17 protein-coding genes are annotated in these 15,006 nt (G+C 59.0%); 15 read left to right on the top strand and 2 right to left on the bottom strand.

All coding sequences use genetic code 11. The features are described from left to right. Positions 1 to 86 precede the first annotated feature (86 nt). Positions 87 to 965 carry a tRNA (adenosine(37)-N6)-dimethylallyltransferase MiaA gene (miaA, locus tag J7400_RS11365; protein ID WP_209063235.1) on the bottom strand — a complete coding sequence of 293 codons (879 nt, stop codon included), beginning with the start codon at positions 963 to 965 and terminating at the stop codon, positions 87 to 89. Between the two features lie 117 nt (positions 966 to 1,082). Here miaA and pyrH point away from each other — a divergent pair, with 117 nt between their 5' ends. Beyond that, positions 1,083 to 1,817: a UMP kinase gene (gene pyrH, locus J7400_RS11360; protein ID WP_247738765.1), complete on the top strand. Its 735-nt coding sequence runs from the start codon at positions 1,083 to 1,085 to the stop codon at positions 1,815 to 1,817. 74 nt (positions 1,818 to 1,891) lie between these two features. Here the strand turns inward: pyrH and J7400_RS11355 are convergent, their stop codons facing one another. After that, on the bottom strand, positions 1,892 to 2,716 hold the full coding sequence (locus J7400_RS11355) for a formate/nitrite transporter family protein (RefSeq protein WP_247738764.1): 825 nt from the start codon (positions 2,714 to 2,716) through the stop codon (positions 1,892 to 1,894). A 117-nt stretch (positions 2,717 to 2,833) separates the two neighbouring features. Between J7400_RS11355 and J7400_RS11350 the strand changes: the two genes are divergently transcribed. From J7400_RS11350 to J7400_RS11290, 14 genes are all read left to right on the top strand, one after another. Beyond that, positions 2,834 to 3,001, top strand: coding sequence for a hypothetical protein (locus tag J7400_RS11350; RefSeq protein WP_209063231.1), 168 nt, complete (start codon positions 2,834 to 2,836; stop codon positions 2,999 to 3,001). After that, entirely contained in the window at positions 2,994 to 3,560 is a 567-nt protein-coding gene (gene frr / locus J7400_RS11345; RefSeq protein ID WP_209063229.1) for a ribosome recycling factor, read from the top strand. Before J7400_RS11350 ends, frr begins: the two co-directional genes overlap by 8 nt. A gap of 4 nt (positions 3,561 to 3,564) precedes the next feature. Continuing rightward, complete coding sequence (locus J7400_RS11340) at positions 3,565 to 4,299, top strand: isoprenyl transferase (protein WP_209063227.1); 735 nt, start codon at positions 3,565 to 3,567, stop codon at positions 4,297 to 4,299. After that, a complete protein-coding gene (locus J7400_RS11335; protein WP_348540175.1) occupies positions 4,296 to 5,078 on the top strand; it encodes a phosphatidate cytidylyltransferase in 783 nt (260 codons plus the stop codon). Before J7400_RS11340 ends, J7400_RS11335 begins: the two co-directional genes overlap by 4 nt. A gap of 24 nt (positions 5,079 to 5,102) precedes the next feature. Next, the gene (gene dxr / locus J7400_RS11330; RefSeq protein ID WP_209063226.1) at positions 5,103 to 6,272 is read left to right on the top strand and encodes a 1-deoxy-D-xylulose-5-phosphate reductoisomerase; all 1,170 of its coding nucleotides are present in this window, start codon (positions 5,103 to 5,105) and stop codon (positions 6,270 to 6,272) included. Between the two features lie 33 nt (positions 6,273 to 6,305). Next, positions 6,306 to 7,652 (top strand): RIP metalloprotease RseP, encoded by a 1,347-nt coding sequence (gene rseP, locus J7400_RS11325; RefSeq protein WP_209063224.1) that lies wholly within the window; start codon positions 6,306 to 6,308, stop codon positions 7,650 to 7,652. A gap of 133 nt (positions 7,653 to 7,785) precedes the next feature. Continuing rightward, positions 7,786 to 7,917, top strand: coding sequence for a hypothetical protein (locus tag J7400_RS21335; RefSeq protein WP_280637737.1), 132 nt, complete (start codon positions 7,786 to 7,788; stop codon positions 7,915 to 7,917). Positions 7,918 to 8,130: 213 nt separating this feature from the next. Then, on the top strand, positions 8,131 to 10,476 hold the full coding sequence (gene bamA / locus J7400_RS11320) for an outer membrane protein assembly factor BamA (RefSeq protein WP_209063222.1): 2,346 nt from the start codon (positions 8,131 to 8,133) through the stop codon (positions 10,474 to 10,476). Between the two features lie 6 nt (positions 10,477 to 10,482). Continuing rightward, the gene (locus J7400_RS11315) at positions 10,483 to 11,064 is read left to right on the top strand and encodes an OmpH family outer membrane protein (RefSeq protein ID WP_209063220.1); all 582 of its coding nucleotides are present in this window, start codon (positions 10,483 to 10,485) and stop codon (positions 11,062 to 11,064) included. A 116-nt stretch (positions 11,065 to 11,180) separates the two neighbouring features. Beyond that, on the top strand, positions 11,181 to 11,645 hold the full coding sequence (gene fabZ, locus J7400_RS11310; protein WP_209063218.1) for a 3-hydroxyacyl-ACP dehydratase FabZ: 465 nt from the start codon (positions 11,181 to 11,183) through the stop codon (positions 11,643 to 11,645). 5 nt (positions 11,646 to 11,650) lie between these two features. Then, on the top strand, positions 11,651 to 12,448 hold the full coding sequence (gene lpxA, locus J7400_RS11305) for an acyl-ACP--UDP-N-acetylglucosamine O-acyltransferase (RefSeq protein WP_209063216.1): 798 nt from the start codon (positions 11,651 to 11,653) through the stop codon (positions 12,446 to 12,448). Positions 12,449 to 12,472: 24 nt separating this feature from the next. Continuing rightward, a complete protein-coding gene (lpxI, locus tag J7400_RS11300; RefSeq protein ID WP_209063213.1) occupies positions 12,473 to 13,273 on the top strand; it encodes a UDP-2,3-diacylglucosamine diphosphatase LpxI in 801 nt (266 codons plus the stop codon). Next, on the top strand, positions 13,273 to 14,430 hold the full coding sequence (lpxB, locus tag J7400_RS11295; protein ID WP_209063211.1) for a lipid-A-disaccharide synthase: 1,158 nt from the start codon (positions 13,273 to 13,275) through the stop codon (positions 14,428 to 14,430). The genes lpxI and lpxB overlap by 1 nt, the downstream gene beginning before the upstream one ends. Continuing rightward, positions 14,427 to 15,005, top strand: a complete 579-nt coding sequence (locus tag J7400_RS11290) for a cadmium resistance transporter (protein WP_209063209.1) — start codon at positions 14,427 to 14,429, stop codon at positions 15,003 to 15,005. The genes lpxB and J7400_RS11290 overlap by 4 nt, the downstream gene beginning before the upstream one ends. The last annotated feature ends 1 nt before the right edge of the window (position 15,006 follow it).

Raw genomic sequence — 15,006 nt, 5'->3', positions numbered from 1 at the left:
GGTTAACGCAGACCGATCTGTGCCAAAATCTGCCATCAGAATAGGCGCTTCAGTGGAGAACCGCTTGCACGGGCTGATGGGCAGTTTCAATCGGTTGGATTGTAGTGATGCCATTTGGACATTTTGGAGCGAAACCATGTGCGCTGGCGTTTGGCGAATTGACGCGTGGCGATGGTGGCGCGCTCGCGGGCCTCATCCAAAGTGAGGGTTCCGCGCAGATGGGCGATGAGCTCGGGGGCGCCGATGGCCTTGGCAGAAAGCTGCGTCGGGTCAAAAGTGGCAAGGTTTGACTGGGCCTCTTCCAACGCGCCTTCCTGCAACATGAGATCAAAGCGGCGGGCAATGCGGGAGTTGAGCCAGTTTTTGTCCACGTCAAAGACAATCGGCATTGTGTCCGGCAGCGGCAGAAGGGGCGGGGGCGTGTCGTCTTGCCACTCCGCCAGCGGACGGCCTGTCGCGGTGAGCACTTCCCAGGCCCGCTGTACGCGCATCGGGTTTTGTATGTCGATGCGGGCGCGGGTTTCAGAATCAAGCTCTGACAACAACACCTCGAATCCCTCCGAAGCGACGCGCGCGTTGGCGGCAAGGCGCAGATCAGGCGGCGTGGCGGGGATATCGGCCAATCCTTGGGTGAGCGCTGTAAAATAAAGGCCGGTGCCGCCAACAATGATCGGGCGCGGGCCCTCCTTTAAAAGAGGAGCGACATCGCGCAGCCAATGGCCAACAGAATATTCTGCGGATCCCGGAACATGACCGTAAAGGCGGTGCGGCGCCCGTGCTTCATCCTCGACAGAGGGGCGAGCGGTCAGGACGCGCCAATTGCCAAACACTTGAATTGCATCAGCATTTACGATCACGCCGCCCTGCGTTTCGGCGATTTCCAGCGCGAGGGCGCTTTTGCCGCTGGCAGTGGGGCCTGCGATCAGGACCGGCTGATCCGGCGCGATGGATGGCAAAGATGGCATGAAGTGGCCCGGCTTTTGAGAGTTTGTGTGGAAAGCAGGCAACTCTCGCATTGAACCCGCGCCCGTTTTCCGACATTTTGCGCGCAATCCTAAAACGATGCGCAGATGGAGTGCAACATGAGCGACGCCGCCGTTCCCGCCGAGGTGACCTTTAACCGTGTGATGTTGAAGATTTCGGGGGAGGCGTTGATGGGAGATCAGGGCTTTGGCCTGCATCCGCCCACGATTGAACGCATCGCCAAGGAAGTGAAATCCGTTCATGACATGGGCGTTGAGATCTGCATGGTGATTGGCGGCGGCAATGTGTTCCGCGGCCTGTCCGGTGCGGCCCAAGGGATGGAGCGAACAACTGCGGACTATATGGGGATGCTGGCCACTGTGATGAACGCGCTGGCGATGCAGAGCGCGCTGGAAGGGCTTGGTGTCTTCACCCGAGTGATCAGCGCGATCCGCATGGATGAGGTGGCAGAGCCTTACATCCGCCGCCGCGCCGTGCGCCACCTTGAGAAAAAGCGGGTCTGCATTTTTGCAGCAGGCACCGGCAACCCATATTTCACCACCGACACGGCGGCGACGCTGCGTGCCAATGAGATGGCTTGTGAAGCGATCTTTATGGGCAAGAACGGTGTGGACGGGATCTATGACAAAGACCCGGCGGAACATGACGATGCGGTGCGCTTTGACGCGATCAGCTATGATGACGTGCTGACCAAACGCCTGAAGGTGATGGACGCAAGCGCGATTGCCTTGGCGCGTGACAACAACCTGCCTTTGATCGTGTTCCCGCTGGATGAGCCGGGCGGGTTCCGCGGCATTCTTGGCGGCAAGGGCACCTACACAAAGGTGAGCTGAGCCTAGGCCTTTATCAGATGTTTTTGGAGCGCAGCAGGTTTCGGCCCGCTGCGCTTTTTCTTTGCCAGTTGGGGTTACTCCGCAGGCACAGGGTGCTCGTCGGCGAGGTTGCGGCCGTAGGCCAGACGGTAGGCAAGCGCCACGATCCCGGCACCGCCGATGATATTGCCAATCAGAACAGGCACCAAGTTGCCCATGAGCGCGGCGAAGCTGACTTCTACACCTGAGAGAGCGCCTGCGGGGATCAGGTACATATTGGCGATGGAGTGCTCCAGACCGATGGCCACAAAGGCGGAGACCGGCCACACGATGGATAGGATCATGCCAAGTGTGGAGCGCGCAGACACCGCGAGCCAGACCGCCAGACACACCAGCGCATTACACAGAATGCCACGGCAGAAAGCTTCCAGCGGTGTGAGGGCAATTTTGGCCTCGGCAATGGCTGCAGCGCGGGTGCCGTGGGAGCCATCCAACAGGCCCGATCCCTGCACCAGAAGCAGCACAGCGATACAGCCAAGCGCATTGCCGACCAGCACAACCGCCCAATTGCGCAAGAGCGCTTTGGTGGTGATGCGTTTGTCCACATAGGCCATCACGATCATGGTGTTGCCGGTGAAGAGCTCTGCGCCGCCGATGACCACCAGAATGAGGCCGAGGGAAAACGCAATGCCGCCCATCAGTTTGAGGGCGCCATTGATGTCGGCAAATCCGGATGTTGTCTGAGTGAAGAAGAGCGCACCAAAAGAGATAAATGCGCCGCCAAGGATCGAGAGGGTGATGAGCGGGAGAAGCGGCATTTCCGCTTTGGTCACGCCGGACAGTCTGACCAGACGGGTGATTTCGGCTGGTTTGTGGGCGTCCAGTCCGCCGGCGCTCATGTTGGGAATCATTCTGCTCATGGGAGGTATCCTGAGATAGGGGTCTTTCGAATCCCTATAAAAACTATCAGGTACTATCGCGATGAGAAAAACGACCTTTCAGAGCGGCTTTGCGCAGGCCTCATAGCAGCTTGCGCAATGGCGACAGAAAGCGCGCGCGAGAAAGAGGCGGCAAAACTGCAGCGTTTGGCAGAGGTAGGGGAGAGGGGACTTCACCGTCCCTGTGCGGTGCTATACAAAGAATGGACAATAGCCTATGAGCGTTACCAGCAGAACATGAAAGACTGGAAGAGCAGCAATGTCTGACCAAGAATTTGAACTTGATACCGATGACCTGACGCGCCGCATGGATGGTGCAATGGGGGCTCTCAAAACCGAATTTGCCTCGCTGCGGACCGGCCGCGCCTCGGCCACGATGCTGGAGCCGGTGATGGTGGATGCCTATGGCTCCAAGACGCCAATCAACCAGGTGGGCACCGTGAACGTGCCGGAGCCACGTATGGTGACCGTGAACGTCTGGGACAAATCGCTGGTGAGCGCGGTTGAGAAGGCGATCATGAACTCCGGCCTTGGCATCAACCCGCAGACCAACGGCACCATCGTGATGCTGCCGATCCCTGAGCTGAACGAAGAGCGCCGCACCGAGCTGGCGCGTGTGGCGGCGCAATATGCCGAGCACGCCCGTGTGGCGATCCGCAACATCCGTCGTGACGGCATGGACCAGATCAAGAAAGCCAAGGGCGACGGCATGTCTGAGGACGACCAGAAGCTCTGGGAAGGCGAAGTGCAGGAGTTGACCGACAGCTACATCAAACAGGTCGACAGCGCGCTGGAAAACAAACAGTCCGAAATCATGCAGGTATAAGCACATGGCTGAGGACCTTCCCGCGACCGCTACACGTTCCGGCCCGCGACATGTGGCCATCATTATGGATGGCAATGGCCGTTGGGCACAGGCGCGCGGGCGGCCTCGGCTGTTTGGGCACCATGCAGGCGCCAAGCGTGTCAAAGAGATTGTACGCGCTTGCTCGCCGCTGGGTGTTGAGTATCTGACGATTTTTGGGTTTTCGACGGAGAACTGGAAGCGGACACAGGCCGAAGTGGCCGGGCTCATGAGCCTGTTCCGCCAGTATATTCGCAAAGAGGCGCGCTCTCTGAAAGCAGAGGGCGTGCGGGTGCGCTTTATTGGCGACCGCCCCGGTCTGGACGTGAAACTGCAGGCCCTGATGGATGAGCTTGAAGAGCTGACCGCAGAGAACACCGGCGTCAACCTGACCATTGCCCTGAACTATGGCGGGCGGGATGAAGTCGCGCGTGCCACGCAGCGGCTGGCGCAGGATGTGGCGGCCGGCAATCTGAAACCGGAAGATGTGAACGAAGAGACCTTGCCCAAGTACCTGGACACCTGCGTGCTTCCCGATCCGGATCTGGTGGTGCGCACCAGCGGTGAGGCGCGGATCTCCAACTTCCTGCTGTGGCAGTCCGCCTATGCAGAATATGAATTTATCGACACGCTGTGGCCGGATTTCTCCAAAGAGGAGTTCAGCAAGCTGGTGGAAGCCTATTCGACCCGTGATCGCCGCTTTGGAGCCGTGAGCGCGTGAGCAGCGCCGGTAAGGACAGCGGGATCTGGGGGGATCTGCCGGCGCGGGTCGCATCTGCGCTGGTGATGCTTCTGGTTGGTGGTGTGGCCATCTGGCAGGGCGGTGTGCTGTTCCATGAATTGGTCGTCGTGATCTGTACCGGGATGATCTGGGAACTGACCCGGATGCTGAACGGCGGCGACGGGCGCAGCGCCATCGTGGTTGCGGTGATTGCCGCAGCGGCGCTATTGGCGACCTATGTGCTGCCGGGGCAGGCGATTGGGCCGGTGCTGGCGGCAGTTGGCTTTGTCGGCGCAGGTCAGGCGAAGAAATATCGTTTGGTTTACGGCGCTTACGCGATTGGCCTGATGTTTGCCTGCTATGGGCTGATTGTGCTGCGTGATGTGCGCGGGGCCTATTGGCTGTTGTGGCTTGTCTCTGTGGTGGTGGCGACGGATATCGCGGGTTACTTCGCAGGGCGCATGATCGGCGGGCCGAAATTCTGGCCGAAGGTGAGCCCCAAAAAGACCTGGTCCGGCACGATTGCGGGCTGGGTTGCGGCGGCCTGTGTGGGCTTGGCCTTTGGCGGCACGACCCTGATTGTTCTGAGCATTCTGACCTCCTTTGCCTCACAGATGGGCGACGCGGCGGAGAGCGCGCTGAAACGCAAGACCGGGATCAAGGACAGCTCCAATCTGATCCCCGGACATGGCGGCCTGCTTGATCGCTTTGACGGGATGATGGGCGGCGCGCTGCTTGTGTTGTTGATGGGCGTCGTTCTCGGGCTGCCTGCAACGTAAAACCGGTGATAAGAGACTGGTAAGATGAGAAAAGTTTCCATTTTTGGCGCCACCGGATCGATTGGTCAGAACACCATTGATCTGATCCGGCGCGATCCTGCGGCTTATGATGTTGTGGCGCTGACAGGCGGGCAGAACATTGCGCAGCTGGCAGAGGATGCGATTGCGTTAAAGGCCGATGTGGCGATAACCGCCAATGAGGCGCTGCTTGATGATCTGCGGGCTGCGCTTGCAGGCAGCGGGATTGAGGCGGCGGCAGGGGCAAAGGCGATTGCAGAGGCTGCGGCACGGCCTGCAGATTGGGTGATGAGCGCGATTGTTGGCGCTGCGGGCCTGGCGCCGGGGCTGGTGGCGTTGCAGCAGGGGGCGACCCTCGCGCTGGCCAACAAGGAGTCTCTGGTCACAGCAGGCCACCTGATTATGGGCACCGCTGAGAAACACGGCGGTCGTATCCTGCCGGTGGACAGCGAGCATTCCGCGGTGTTTCAGGGTCTTGTCGGCGAAGACATGGACGCGGTGGAGCGCCTCATCATCACCGCCAGCGGCGGGGCGTTCCGGGATTGGATCCTGGAAGATATGGCGCGCGCCACGCCGGAGCAGGCCAGCAGCCACCCGAATTGGAACATGGGGCAGCGGATCACCGTGGACAGTGCCTCGATGTTCAATAAGGCGCTGGAGGTCATTGAGACCAAAGAGTTTTTCGGCTGCGCGCATGAGCAGATCGAAGTGCTTGTACATCCGGAATCTCTGGTGCACGCGCTGGTGGGCTTCAAGGACGGCGCGCTGATGGCCCATGTGGGGCCGCCGGACATGCGCCATGCGATTGGCTATGCGTTGCATTGGCCGGAGCGTAAGGATCTGCCGGTATCACGGCTGGATCTGGCGCAAATCGGCTCATTGCATTTCCGCGCGCCGGATCTGGAGCGCTACCCCGCGCTGCGACTGGCGCATGAGGTGCTAGAGATCGGTGGACATGCCGGGGCGATGTTCAATGCCGCCAAAGAGCGGGCGCTGGATGCCTTCTTAGATCACCGTATTGGCTTTCTGCAGATGGCCGAAGTGGTGGAGGAGGTGCTTGCGCAGCTTTCTCCCTCACATTGCCTCAAGAATGCCGAAATGAGCCTTGATACGGTGATGGAAACTGACCATCTCGCCCGCAAGACTGCGGATGAGATCATGCAAAAAATGGCTTAAGGCCGCCAGAAGCGCCAAAAAGAGGACGTGCATTTGGATATTTCGACGCTAATCCCGAGTTTCGGCAGCGGCGCCCTAACAGTTGTTTGGTTTGTTGTGGCTTTGTCGATCATCGTGGCGATCCACGAATACGGCCATTACATCGTTGGCCGCTGGAGCGGTATCGGCGCGGATGTGTTCAGCATCGGGTTTGGCCCTGTGCTGTGGTCGCGCGTGGACAAACGCGGCACGCAATGGCAACTCGCCGCGATCCCGCTGGGCGGATATGTGAAATTCAAAGGTGACGCCAATGCCGCAAGTGGCAAGGATGGCGAGGCCATGGCGGAGATGAGCGACGCCGAGCGCCGGGCCACCATGCATGGCGCGCCGCTTTGGGCGCGGGCTGCCACTGTTCTGGCCGGGCCGGTGTTCAACTTCATTCTGTCGCTGATCATTTTTGCCGCGGTGATGATGTCCAACGGGCAGGTGGGCGACAAGCTTATTGTTGGTGACATGCGCGATCTGCCCAATGCCCCCTATACCTTGCAGGAAGGTGATGTGGTGCGCGCGATCAATGGCGAGACGCTGCCTTCTTTTGATGAACCCGGCGCATTTGATGACTTCTGGGACGAGATGGCAAAGCAGGACCCGCTGCCCTATGTGGTGAGCCGCGCGGGGGAAGAGATTGAGGTTTCCGGGCCATATCTCTATCCGCCACTGGTCCTTTCGCTGGCACCACGCTCTGCGGCGTATAATGCGGGGCTTGAGGTCGGCGATGTGTTCACGGCAATCGACGGCACCCCGATTGTTGCGTTCTCCGAGCTGAAAGAGGCGGTGGAATCCGGGGAAGGGCGCACATTGCTGCTGACCGTTCAGCGGGACGGCGAGGCGCAGGAATTTGCCCTGACACCCCGCCGTGTGGATGAGCCGCAGGCGGATGGTGGCTTTGTCACCAATTGGCGGATCGGAATTGGGGGCGGCCTGGCCTTTGAGCCTGCCACAGAAGCCCTGCCATTTGGCGACGCTGTTGTGGCCGGCGCGCTCCAGACCGTGCGGATCATGGAAGGCTCGTTGAGCGGGCTTTATCATATGGTCACCGGTGCGATCAGCAGCTGTAACCTGTCTGGTCCGGTTGGGATTGCGCAGACCTCAGCCGCGATGGCGAGCCAGGGCACCCAGAGCTTCATCTGGTTCATTGCGGTGCTGTCCACCGCAATTGGATTGCTGAACTTGTTTCCGATTCCAATGCTGGATGGTGGCCACCTTGTGTTTTACGCCTATGAGGCGGTTGCAGGGCGTCCTCCAGCGGACGGTGTGCTGCGCGTGCTGATGATGGGCGGTTTGATGATCGTGCTGGGCATGATGCTGTTTGGCCTGACAAACGATCTTTTCTGTCCCTGATCACAGGGTTTTTGATACCCGCTTTCTGGCGGGGCTGAGTTAACCATATGGGCGCGCAGATCATCTGTGCGCCCAAATTTTGCCCTATTCTAAGGTTACTATTGTTTAACGATACTGCGTTGGGATGTGGGAAATGCAAACGATTACAAGTGGATATCGCGCAATCGGCCTGTTGATTGATGTCAACTGGGAGAGATTCCTTTTTCCGTCTGCGGTTGTGGTGGGCCTGTTGATCGGGGCTTACATCAGCAGCCTGATCCACTGATCGCCGGGATGTGACAGGGGCAGACCACCCGGTTTGGTGTGCGCCCTTTGATCTCAATGAGTTACAAGATGATGTGGCGTCGCGGTCTGCGTGCGCCACAATTTGCTATGTTGGCTATAGGAAACAATGGCGGTTTTCGTGCCATTGCAGTTTTGACAACGCCGGGTATTCCCGTTACTCACATGCTATACAGGGATACTTCGGAGTTTGGGAATGACCAAACAAGCATGTGCTTTGGTAACAACCAAAGACCGTGACGAGGCGCAGAGCAGGCGTTTTGTGACAGGAATTTATGGTCTGGCTTTTGCGGCAGCGATGACACTGCCGACGCTTGGCTATGCCCAGAACTACAATTTTGGCGCCATTCGCGTGGATGGGAACCAGCGGATCGAGTCTTCTGCGATCACTAATTATGCGGGATTGCAAACCGGCACGCCGGTGACCGGTGGCCAGTTGAACGCGGCCTATCAACGGGTGCTGGAAAGCGGCCTGTTTGAGACCGTCGAGCTGGTGCCGAGTGGCAATACGCTGACGATCAAGGTGACCGAATACCCAACCATCAACCGCATCAGCTTTGAAGGCAACCAACGCCTGAAAGACGATGCGCTTGAGGGGTTGGTTGAGTCCGAGCCGCGCCGCGTTTTGAACCCGACGGTTGCGGAACGCGATGCCGCGCGCATCACGCAGGCCTATGCGGAATCCGGTCGTCTGGCGGCCCGTGTGACCCCGCGGATCATTCGCCGCAGCGAGAACCGCGCTGATCTGGTGTTTGAAGTCTTTGAAGGCGGGATCGTCGAGATCGAGCGCATCGGCTTTGTAGGTAACCAGAACTTCGGTGACAGCCGTCTGCGCCGCGTCTTGGGTACGAAGCAGGCGGGACTGTTGCGTGCGTTCTTCCAGCAAGACACCTTTGTGAATGATCGCATCGAATTTGATAAGCAGGTTCTGCGCGATTTCTACCTGTCCCGCGGTTATGTGGATTTCCGTACCCTCAGTGTGAATGCCGAGCTTTCCCGTGAACGCGACAGCTATTTTGTCACGTTTAACGTTGAAGAGGGGCAGCAGTTCAAATTTGGCCAGATCACCGCATCAAGCGATATCGAAGGGCTGGATCCGCAAGAGTATCTGGAAACCCTGCGTCTGAAGCCGGGGGTGGTTTACACGCCGAGCCTGGTTGAAAGCTCGATTGCACGCATGGAACGCTTTGCGCTGAAGCAGGGGCAAGATTTCCTCCGTGTGGAGCCGCGCATCACGCGCAACGATCGTGATCTGACGCTGGATGTGGATTTTGTCATCACCCGTGGCCCGAAGATCTTTGTCGAGCGTATCGACATTGAGGGCAACACCACCACACTGGACAAGGTGATCCGTCAACAGTTCCGTATTGTGGAAGGCGATCCGTTCAACCCGCGTGAAATCCGTGAGAGTGCTGAGCGCATTCGTGCGCTGGGGTTCTTCTCTTCTGCGGAAGTGAATGCACGTGAGGGCAGCAGTCCAAGCCAGGTGATTGTGGATGTGGATGTCGAAGAGCAGCCAACCGGCTCGCTGTCTTTGGGTGGCACATACTCCACCAACGACGGTATCGGTCTTGCAATCCGCTTTAATGAATCCAACTTCCTCGGGCGCGGTCAGAACCTCGGCGTGTCGTTCTCGACCTCCTCGGACATCGTGGACTACGGGCTTTCGTTCCAGGAGCCGGCCTTCCTTGGGCGAGATTTGAGCGCAGGGTTCAATCTGTCATATCGCGAGTTTGAACCAAGCGATGCGCGTTTCACCAACACGGTTGGTGATTTTACGCCGGCCATCGGTTTCCAGCTGGGCGAAAATTCCCGGATGCAGCTGCGCTATTCGCTTGTGAACTCCGATTTGAGCGTCCCGGTTGATGCCGCTCTGAACGGTACGCTGATCAACCAGGAAGCGGCGCGGGGTGACATCTGGAAGAGCGCGCTGGGATATACCTATCGCTATGACACACGCCGGTCGGGTCTTGATCCGACACGTGGTGTGCTGCTTGAGTTCAGCCAGGATTTTGGCGGCATCGGCGGAGACTACACCTATATCGAAACCACCGGCCGTGCCGTTGCGGAGACGCTGGCCTGGAACGAAGAAGTTACATTGCGGGCCACATTTGAAGGGGGGGCACTGTATTCTCCTGATGATGACAGCCGTGTCGATGACCGCTTTATCGTAACAGCACGTAACATCCGTGGTTTTGAACCTTATGGCGTTGGTCCGCGTGAACAGGGTGCAGGTTTTGACGACGCTTTGGGCGGCAACTTCTACGCCGTGGCGCGATTTGAAGCGGAATTCCCGCTTGGTTTGCCTGAGGAACTGGGGCTGCGCGGTGGTCTCTTCTATGACGTCGGTTCGCTCTGGGGGCTGGATCAAACCTCCAACAATGTGGTGGGCGAAGACTTCTCGCTGCGCCATGTGATCGGGGCGTCGATCTTTTGGACCACGCCAATTGGACCGCTGCGCTTTAACTTTACCAAAGCGCTGCAGAAAGAAGACTTTGACCGCGAGCAGACGTTTGACTTCACGATCAGCGCTCAGTTCTGATTTGTGATGCGGCGACTGGCAGCAGGTTTTGCAATTGTGGTGGCGGGGCTTTTTCAAGCGCCCGCCACTTTCGCGCAGGAGGAGGCGCGCGCGCCGCAAGAGGTGCCGACCGCAGCCGTTTTGACCGTGGACAGCGATTTGATGTTCTCCCAATCGCTGTTTGGCCTGCGGGTGACTCAGGAATTGGCAGCGGAAGAGGCGGTGCTTCTGGCAGAAAACCGGCGCATTCAGGCCGAGTTGACGGCAGAAGAACGAGAGCTGACCAATCAGCGCGAAGGGATGGATCCCAAGGCGTTTCGCGCCGTTGCCGATGCCTTTGACGCGCGTGTTGTGCAGATACGGAATGAACAGGAACAAAAGTCGCGCAATATCGAGGTACAGCGACAGCGGGAAGAAGAGGCCTTTATCCGCGCAGCCAGCCCGATTTTGACGGATCTGATGCGAGAGGCGGGCGCCAGTGTGATCCTGGAGCGGCGTGAGGTGCTGTTGTCGGATCCGGCGATAGATATCACGCCGATGGCGATCAAACGGCTCAACCAAATTCTGGGAGATGGCCTTCCATCCGCGACAGACACGCCTGAAGAATGAATAAGCCGCACCCTTCAGGCTTGGCCTAGGGGGCTGCCAAATCGGTCGTATGCTTGCCCCCGGCGGCTGGGATTGCTAGGGCTACTTCAACAAACAAGACGCAGCAGGAGCGCAAGATGTCTCAAGAGCTTAAGAGTGCCGATATTGGCCTGATCCAGCGGATCATTCCGCATCGCTACCCGTTTCTGCTGGTGGATAAGGTGGTTGATATTGACGGTTATGCCTCTGCGACGGGTATCAAGAACGTCACCATGAACGAGCCCCATTTTCAGGGCCATTTCCCGTCCAAGCCGATCATGCCGGGCGTCACCATCGTAGAGGCGATGGCGCAGACCTCTGCGGTGATGGTTGGCGTTTCCCTGGGCATGGAAGACAAAGAGCTGCTGGTCTACTTCATGGGCATCGACAAATGTAAATTCCGTCGCATGGTGGTGCCAGGAGATGTGCTGGAAATGCGCGTGGCCACAACGCGCGGCAAGCCGGGCGGCAAAGTCTGGAAGTTTGCGGGCACCGCAACGGTTGACGGAGAAGTGGCCTGTGAAGTTGAATTCACAGCCATGATGGATTTGCCCAAGGAGTGAGCCTCATGGGAATTTCTGAAACCGCTCAGATCCACGCATCTGCGGTCATTGAAGAAGGTGCGCGCATCGCGGAGGGCTGTGTTGTTGGTCCGTTCTGCGTGGTGGGCCCAAATGTCGTGCTGCACAAAGGTGTGGTGCTGAAAAGCCATGTGGTGGTGACCGGCAACACAGAGATCGGCGCGGAAACTGAGGTTTTCAGCTTTTCGGTGATTGGCGAAGTGCCACAGGACCTGAAATTTGATGGCGAGGCCAGCAAACTGATCATCGGTGAGCGCAACCGCATCCGTGAGCATGTCACGATGAACAGCGGCACCGAAGGCGGTGGCGGCGTGACCCGCGTGGGCGATGACGGCTTGTTCATGGCTGGCTGTCACATCGCACATGACGCGCAGATCGGCGATCGTGTGATCGTGGTGAATTCTGCCGCTGTGGCAGGCCACTGTATCATCGAAGATGACGTGATCATCGGCGGTCTGTGTGGCATCCATCAATGGGTGCGCATTGGACGTGGCGCGATCATTGGCGCGGTCACAATGGTGACCAATGATGTGATCCCATACGGTCTTGTACAAGGCCCGCGTGGCGAGCTCGACGGGTTGAACCTTGTCGGGCTGAAGCGTCGTGGTGTAGCGCGCGCGGACATCACGGCGCTGCGTGCGGCCTTTCAGATGCTTGCGCAGGGTGAGGGTGCTTTTCTTGAGCGTGCGAGACGTCTGGGGGACGAATCTGACAGCAACTATGTGCAGGAAATTGTGGCCTTTGCGCTGGGCGAGACCGATCGCTCCTTCCTGACACCACGGTAAGCCCTAACTTCCGGCGAGGCTGAAATGAGCAAACTGGCGATCCTATGTGGCGGGGGCAATCTGCCGCTTGCATTGGCGGCTGCCAACCCTGAGGCCTATTGTGTGGTCTTTGAGGGTGTCGAGCACGCCATGACCGGGCAGGTACACACCCACCGGTTTGAGGAAATGGGCGGGCTGTTTGCTGCGCTGCATGACGCCGGTGTGACCCAGCTGGTGATGGCAGGCGGCCTTGGCCGGCCTGCGCTTGATCCGACACGGTTCGATGCCGGTATGATGGCTATTGCGCCGCGTTTGCTGCCTGCGTTGCAGGGCGGGGACGATGCGATTTTGCGGCTGATCATTGCGGTTTTTGAAGAGCAGGGATTTGAAGTTGTTGGGGCGCATACATTGCTGCCGGAACTGTGCATCGAAGACGGGCTGGTTGCCGGGGTAGCGCCCTCAACGCAGTCGCTGGCCGATGCGGATCGCGCCTATGATATTCTGTCGGCGCTTTCACCGCTGGATGTGGGGCAGGGTGCTGTTGTGGCGGCCGGTCTGTGTCTGGGGATTGAGACGTTGCAGGGTACAGACGCTTTGTTGCGCTTTGTCAGCGAAACTCCGCAGCATTTGCGCCGAGGCAAAGGCGTGTTTGTGAAGGCACCAAAACGCGGGCAGGATCTGCGTGTGGACATGCCCGCCATTGGGCCGGGCACAATTGCCGCGGCGGCGGCAGCCGGTGTGGAAGGTATCGTTGTGGAGGCAGGCAAGGTGATGATCATTGATCGCGCCGAAACCCTCGCAGCGCTAAAAGACAGCGGGTTGTTTCTAATGGGGCGGACGCTCTGATGAAGGTGTTTCTGGTCGCTGGAGAACTGTCGGGCGACCGGTTGGGCGGGGCCTTGATGGAGGGCATGCGGCAGTTGATGCCCAATGTCGAATTTGCGGGTGTTGGCGGGCCTTTGATGGGCGCGCAGGGGCTTGAGAGCCTGTTTCCCATGGATGAGTTGAGCGTGATGGGCATTGCAGAGGTGCTGCCCAAATACCGCCACCTCGTAAAAAGGATGCACCAAACGGCGAAAGCGGTGCTCGACTGGCAGCCGGATGTTCTGATCACGATTGACAGCCCGGATTTCTGCCTGCGTGTGGCACGCGAAGTCAAAGCCGTCAGCACCATCCGTTGTGTGCATTATGTGGCGCCGTCGGTCTGGGCCTGGCGCCCAAAGCGCGCGCAGAAAATGGCGCGGTCCGTTGATCATGTGCTCGCGCTTTTGCCGTTTGAGCCGCCCTATATGGAAGCTGTGGGGCTGCGGTGTGATTTTGTTGGGCATCCGGTGGTCACAGAGCCTGTTGCGAGCGCTGAAGAGGTTGCCGCCTTTCGGGCGCAGCATCGCATTGATGATGCGCCCCTGTTGGTGGCGTTGCCGGGATCGCGTCGGGGCGAAGTTGGACGGCTGACGCCTGCGTTTGGCGAAGTGGTTGCACGGCTAAAGCAGAAAAAGCCAGATTTGCGGGTGGTTGTGCCTGCGGCTGCGCCAGTGGCGGATGCGGTGAAAGAGGCGGTGGCCGGGTGGCCGCATGCGCCGATCGTGCTGGATCCCAACCTGATGGGGCCAGAGGAAGGGCTTGCGCAGAAACGCGCGGCTTTTGCCGCCGCGGATGTGGCATTGGCGGCCTCAGGCACTGTATCGCTGGAGCTGGCGGCAAGCGCGACGCCGATGGTTGTGGCCTACGACATGAGCTGGCTAAGCTGGCAAATCATGAGCCGCATGGCGCTGATTGATACGGTGACGTTGGTTAATCTGGTGTCAGAAACACGCACGGTGGAAGAGTTCCTTGGCCCGGCGTTTCAGCCGGAAGACATTGCGCCGGCCCTTTTGCGCATATTGGATAACCCTGAGGCACAACAGGCGGCCATGGCGTTGACCATGGAGCGTCTCGGAAAAGGGCATGAAGCGCCGGGGCTGCGCGCCGCGCGCGCTGTGTTGGACGGCCTGGGCGCATGATGGAGACCGTCGCGCTGGCGGTTTCTTCTTGCCTGACCCATCTGGCGACCAATCTCGACAATCTGGTGGTGATGCTTGGACTGATCCTGACGATGGCGCGGTTTCAAGTAATTGCGGGCTATATGCTGGCGCAAGTGCTTGTGCTCGCAATTGCGTTTCTGGTTGCTGAACATATGGACACAGAACTGCCGCTGCCCGTGGGCTATCTGGGGCTGGTGCCAATCGGGCTTGGCCTCTGGGGAATCTGGCAGCATCGCAGCGCGTCCGACGCCGAGGGGCAAGCGCCAGAGGTGAGGGCAAACACTGTGGCGTTGACAGTGCTGTTTCTGAGCCTGTCGTTTGACACTTTTGCGGTGTTCACGCCGCTGCTTGCGGACTCCCGTGCTGTCTATTCAGCTCCGGTTTTGGGAGGCGCGCTGATTTCAGCGCTTGTGGTTGCGGCCATCGGTGCCGCCAGCGCAGGTATCGCTCCAGACCGGATCGCCAGTGTGCAAAAGCTCGAACGCTTTGCGCCTTATGTGATGATTGCCGTCGGCCTCTATGTTGTTTTGAACACAGCGACCGACGCAATTTAGA

The organism is Shimia sp. R9_2, from assembly GCF_017743735.1.
In the GTDB taxonomy this organism is placed as follows: Bacteria; Pseudomonadota; Alphaproteobacteria; order Rhodobacterales; family Rhodobacteraceae; genus Shimia.
The sequence above is the reverse complement of the archived record's forward strand: the minus strand, read 5'-3'. Positions and strand labels throughout refer to the sequence as shown.

What these genes read in the sequence shown, in the direction of transcription:
- miaA (WP_209063235.1), bottom strand. Translation starts at nt 965, where the DNA reads ATGCCATCTTTGCCATCCATCGCGCCGGATCAGCCGGTCCTGATCGCA.
- pyrH (WP_247738765.1), top strand. Translation starts at nt 1,083, where the DNA reads ATGAGCGACGCCGCCGTTCCCGCCGAGGTGACCTTTAACCGTGTGATG.
- J7400_RS11355 (WP_247738764.1), bottom strand. Translation starts at nt 2,716, where the DNA reads ATGAGCAGAATGATTCCCAACATGAGCGCCGGCGGACTGGACGCCCAC.
- J7400_RS11350 (WP_209063231.1), top strand. Translation starts at nt 2,834, where the DNA reads ATGGCGACAGAAAGCGCGCGCGAGAAAGAGGCGGCAAAACTGCAGCGT.
- frr (WP_209063229.1), top strand. Translation starts at nt 2,994, where the DNA reads ATGTCTGACCAAGAATTTGAACTTGATACCGATGACCTGACGCGCCGC.
- J7400_RS11340 (WP_209063227.1), top strand. Translation starts at nt 3,565, where the DNA reads ATGGCTGAGGACCTTCCCGCGACCGCTACACGTTCCGGCCCGCGACAT.
- dxr (WP_209063226.1), top strand. Translation starts at nt 5,103, where the DNA reads ATGAGAAAAGTTTCCATTTTTGGCGCCACCGGATCGATTGGTCAGAAC.
- J7400_RS21335 (WP_280637737.1), top strand. Translation starts at nt 7,786, where the DNA reads ATGCAAACGATTACAAGTGGATATCGCGCAATCGGCCTGTTGATTGAT.
- bamA (WP_209063222.1), top strand. Translation starts at nt 8,131, where the DNA reads ATGACCAAACAAGCATGTGCTTTGGTAACAACCAAAGACCGTGACGAG.
- J7400_RS11315 (WP_209063220.1), top strand. Translation starts at nt 10,483, where the DNA reads ATGCGGCGACTGGCAGCAGGTTTTGCAATTGTGGTGGCGGGGCTTTTT.
- fabZ (WP_209063218.1), top strand. Translation starts at nt 11,181, where the DNA reads ATGTCTCAAGAGCTTAAGAGTGCCGATATTGGCCTGATCCAGCGGATC.
- lpxA (WP_209063216.1), top strand. Translation starts at nt 11,651, where the DNA reads ATGGGAATTTCTGAAACCGCTCAGATCCACGCATCTGCGGTCATTGAA.
- lpxI (WP_209063213.1), top strand. Translation starts at nt 12,473, where the DNA reads ATGAGCAAACTGGCGATCCTATGTGGCGGGGGCAATCTGCCGCTTGCA.
- lpxB (WP_209063211.1), top strand. Translation starts at nt 13,273, where the DNA reads ATGAAGGTGTTTCTGGTCGCTGGAGAACTGTCGGGCGACCGGTTGGGC.
- J7400_RS11290 (WP_209063209.1), top strand. Translation starts at nt 14,427, where the DNA reads ATGATGGAGACCGTCGCGCTGGCGGTTTCTTCTTGCCTGACCCATCTG.